The following is a 4,071-nucleotide window of genomic DNA, read 5'->3' as shown; positions in this document are numbered from 1 at the left end:
TGGAAGCGCTGCGAGCCTACTGGGAGGTCGAGGCGACCATCGCGTCGACCAGGCAGGCCTGACCCGCCATATCGATACGCACGACCGCTGAGCCCCGTCCATCGACTGATGGACGGGGCTCAGTGGTCGTCAGTGATCGCCGCTAGAGTCGCGACATGGGAACCATCGCTGCCTACGTCCTGCTCGACGACGACACCTACGAACGCCTGACAGCCGAGCCGGGCGCAGATGCTGACGTCGCCGTCGACTATGGCTATGACGACGGCGAGGACGACGGCGAGGACCTCGACAAGCTCTGGGATCTACTCCACGTTGCGTTGACCGGTACGACGTCGTCGGACCCGATCGAGGGCGATCCGCTGAGCGAGGCGATCCTGGGGGTTCGGGAGATCGACCCCGACTCAGGCGCGGAGTTCGTCGCGGTTGTCAGCCGAGACGATGTGGTGCGGATCCTGACCGCCCTGCGTCGGGTCGACATTGCGGACGTCGTCCGCAGGTTGAATCCGTCGGCGCAGGTGCGCCAGGCGACGTACCCGGAGGGGATATGGGAGATGTCCGGGATCCCCGGAATGATCGCGGAGAGTTTCGCCCTGCTCCTGGCCCTCTATGAGCGCGCCGCTGCGGCCGGTCGGCACGTCGGAGTGAGCTTTGAGTGACGGCAGTTCTGCGTGAGCGTGCTTAGGCGTCAGCCGCGGCGCGATTCTTCACGGCGGCGCTCTGCGCCGCAGCCTTGAAGAGGTAGGTGTCGACGGCGAGGGGACCCTGGCGGACGAAGCCGACGGCGAGCAGGCCGGCGATCAGCGCGAGCACCAGTTCATAGCCGCCGTCGGCGACCCAGAAGCCCGCGTCGATGTGGGCGATGAAGATGGCGCCGATCATGTCGACGATGAGGACGGCCGCGACGACCGGGGTCAGCAGGCCGATGATGAGCATGCCTCCGCCGATCAACTCGGCGAGCGCGGCCACCCACGCCGACAGCGACGGAACCGGCGCGCCCATCGCCTCGAATCCGGCCTGGGTGGCGTCCATGCCGTTGACGAAGAACTTCTGGGCGCCGTGCGCCAAGAAGATGATGCCGAGGATGACGCGGCCTGCGGTGACGGCCAGCGACTGGCCGAGCTTGAAGTTGTCCATGACGAGGCTCCTTTGTCGGTCTGCCCCGAGGTCGAGGCGACTGACAGAAAGTGAACCACTTACTATTCGTAAGTGCAACCGTCGAAAGTCCGGCTGCGTCGCAGCCGGGTGCCGACGTGTTCGGCGAATAGTCTTCTCGACATGCGACGTTCATTTCTGGTCACCGCCACGGTTGCTGCCTGCGTCCTGACGCTGACCGCGTGCGGCGACGAATCGGCCGATGCGGCAGACACGCCGACCAACGCCGCGGTGGTCAGTTCGGCGGCCGAGTCCTCCACGACTCCCGCCACCTCGGCCCCCGTCATCCCGACCCCCGCGCCGACGTCGTCGAGGCTCCCGACGATGGTGGTGCCGTCTCAGGCCGACACGTCGAACAAGCGCAGGCGCCCGACCACCGGCACGCATCGCGGCGGACCGCCCGCGGCTCGTCAGGCACCGGGTTCGCCGGTCAGCGGCGACGGCTACGTGCGTCCGGGCACCACAGCGGACTTCCAGTTCTCTGCGGGTTCCGGCAAGTGGCAGTGTGTGGTCGAGGCTGAGGTGGCCGGCTGCTTCGGCGACGTCCCGAAGTCTGCGGACGGCACGCGTCTGCCCGCGCAGTCGGACAGCGTGCGGGTGACCGCCCGGGCTGGGGCGAGCTTCGAATCCGGCGGCGCGGCGGCCTTCGGCTCCCGGAATGCAAAGAATCGACCGACCGTCGGCAAGAATCTGCCGGCCGGTCGGTCGATTACGAACGGGGTGTTCGTGTGCAGTGCGCTTCCCGACGACGGTGTCCAATGCGAGACGGTGTCGGCGGGCCACGGCTTCCGGATGCACCCGAACCGTTCGTGGCTGTGGTGAGCCGTCTCCCGGTGTCGCGCCGGGGTCGGGCGCATTAGGGCTCGTCGGAATTAGGGCTTGTCGGCCCCGAGCAGCCACATCGAGAAGTACTGCGAGCCGCCGCCGTAGGCGTGGCCGAAGGCCTTGCGCACATCGGGGACCTGGTGGTCGCCGCCCTTGCCCATCACCTGGATCGCGGCTTCGGCGCAGCGGATCATGCCCGAGGCGCCGATCGGGTTCGACGACAGCACGCCGCCGGAGGCGTTGACCGGCAGCTTGCCGCCGATCTCGGTCTCGCCGGCCTCGGTGAGCTTCCAGCCCTCGTATTCGGGCATGAACCCGAGGTTCTCGAGCCACATCGGCTCGAACCATGAGAACGGCACGTAGATCTCGGCCGCGTCGACCTCTTCGAGCGGATTAGTGATGCCCGCGTCCTTCCACAGCGCTGCCGCGGCATCGCGACCGGCCTGCGGGCTGACGACGTTGCGGTGCGAGTAGGAGAGGGGCTCGGTGCGCATCGCGGTGGCATGCACCCACGCCACCGGTCGACCCTCGGCGATCGCATTGTCGGCGGTCGCCTCATCACCCAGCACCACGGCGCAGGCGCCGTCGGACGACGGGCAGGTCTCGTCGAAGCGGATCGGATCCCACAGCATCTGCGAGGCCATCACGCTCTCGACGGTGATGTCGGGCTGATGCAGGTGGGCCAACGGATTCTTGGCGCCGTTGCGACGATCCTTGGCCGCGACCATGGCACCGATGTGCGCCGGAGCCTTGGAGTTGTTGATGTACGAGCGCACGTGCGGGGCGAAGAAGCCGCCCGCGCCGGCACCGACCGGCATGGTGAACGGCACCGGAATCGATAGCGCCCACATGGCGTTCGACTCCGACTGCTTCTCCCACGAGACGGCGAGCACACGGCGATGGATGCCGCTGCTCACCAGCGACGATCCGACGATCGCGGTGGATGCGCCCACCGAGCCCGCGGTGTGCACGCGGATCAGCTGCTTGCCGACGGCGCCGATGGCCTCGGCCATCGCCAGCTCGGGCATCATCGAGCCCTCGAAGAGATCGGGGGCCTTGCCGATGGCGATGGCGTCGATATCGTCCATCGTCAGTCCGGCGTCCACCAAGGCACGGTCGATGGCCTCGCGGACCATGCCGGCCATGGTGACGTCGAGTCGCTTGGCGACGTACTTGGTCTGGCCGGTTCCCAGGACGGCGACGCGATTGCGGCCCATCAGTTCTCTCCTCCTGCGAGTGCCTTCTGGCTCGCGAGCGTGACGACCATGTTCTGCTGCAGCAGCGGGCCGCTGGTGGCGTGGGCGACAGCGGTGTCGGCCCCGTCCGTCAGGATTTCGTGCGCCGCGTAGCCGATCCGCTGTAGGCCGGCGGAGAACAACGAGTGTCCGGTCAGCGCACCACCCGACGGGTTGATGCGGGTGCGCTCACCGAGACCCAGCTCGCGCTTCACGATCAGCTCCTGGTGGGTGTAGGGCGCGTAGATTTCGGCGACGTCGACGTCGCGCGACCGGCCTGCGAATGCGGTGTCGGCGGCGAGGGCGGTCGACGGCGAGCGGGTGAGGTCGCGTGCCCCGAAGTTCGGGGTGTCGATCCGATGGTCCCAGCCGGTGATCCACGCGGGGTTCTCGACCAGTTCGCGGGCGCGGTCCTCCGAAGCGAGGATCACCGCGGCGCCGGCGTCGGTGTAGGGCGCGATGTCGTGGGCGCGCAGCGGATCGGCGACGTAGTCGGCGGCCAGCAGGTCGTCCACCGAGGCGCCGGTGGTCCGGGCGGCGACGGCGGCCATCTCGGCCTCCGACCAGGCGCCGGACTCGAGGCCCGCGCGGGCCTGAATGCCGGCCAGCGACCGGGCGTCGGGCATCAGCGGCATCACGGTGTACGGGTCGGTCTGCAGTGCGAGCGTGCGGTCGGAGTTGCCTGCCGACGCCTTGCCGAACCCGTAGGCGAGGGCGACGTCGACGTCGCCAGTCGCGATCTTGATCCACGCCTCGTACAGCGCCCAAGCGCCGTCCATCTCGACGTGCGACTCGTTGATCGGCGGGACGGCGCCGATGGCGTCGATGGCCGAGATGAACGAGAACGCGCGTCCGGCGA

General features: G+C 68.4%; 5 protein-coding genes. 2 read left to right on the top strand and 3 right to left on the bottom strand.

The window, feature by feature from the left end; translation table 11 throughout:
• The first annotated feature begins 155 nt into the window (after positions 1–155).
• A complete protein-coding gene (locus GX543_RS17715) occupies positions 156–656 on the top strand; it encodes a DUF1877 family protein (RefSeq protein ID WP_290853843.1) in 501 nt (166 codons plus the stop codon).
• A gap of 22 nt (positions 657–678) precedes the next feature.
• Here the strand turns inward: GX543_RS17715 and GX543_RS17710 are convergent, their stop codons facing one another.
• Positions 679–1,134 carry a DoxX family protein gene (locus GX543_RS17710; RefSeq protein WP_290853841.1) on the bottom strand — a complete coding sequence of 152 codons (456 nt, stop codon included), beginning with the start codon at positions 1,132–1,134 and terminating at the stop codon, positions 679–681.
• 141 nt (positions 1,135–1,275) lie between these two features.
• On the opposite strand from GX543_RS17710, the gene GX543_RS17705 reads away from it, so the two are divergent.
• Positions 1,276–1,974 carry a hypothetical protein gene (locus GX543_RS17705; RefSeq protein WP_290853840.1) on the top strand — a complete coding sequence of 233 codons (699 nt, stop codon included), beginning with the start codon at positions 1,276–1,278 and terminating at the stop codon, positions 1,972–1,974.
• 50 nt (positions 1,975–2,024) lie between these two features.
• On the opposite strand, the gene GX543_RS17700 is transcribed toward GX543_RS17705, so the two are convergent.
• Both GX543_RS17700 and GX543_RS17695 read right to left on the bottom strand, forming a co-directional pair.
• Entirely contained in the window at positions 2,025–3,194 is a 1,170-nt protein-coding gene (locus tag GX543_RS17700; RefSeq protein ID WP_290853838.1) for a thiolase domain-containing protein, read from the bottom strand.
• On the bottom strand, positions 3,194–4,071 hold an 878-nt coding region (locus GX543_RS17695; protein ID WP_290853836.1), incomplete at its 5' end, for a lipid-transfer protein. The genes GX543_RS17700 and GX543_RS17695, both read right to left, overlap by 1 nt.

Source organism: Gordonia sp. (in: high G+C Gram-positive bacteria) (genome assembly GCF_012515855.1).
Taxonomy (GTDB): domain Bacteria; phylum Actinomycetota; class Actinomycetes; order Mycobacteriales; family Mycobacteriaceae; genus Gordonia.
This window is presented reverse-complemented; position numbering and strand designations above follow the sequence as displayed.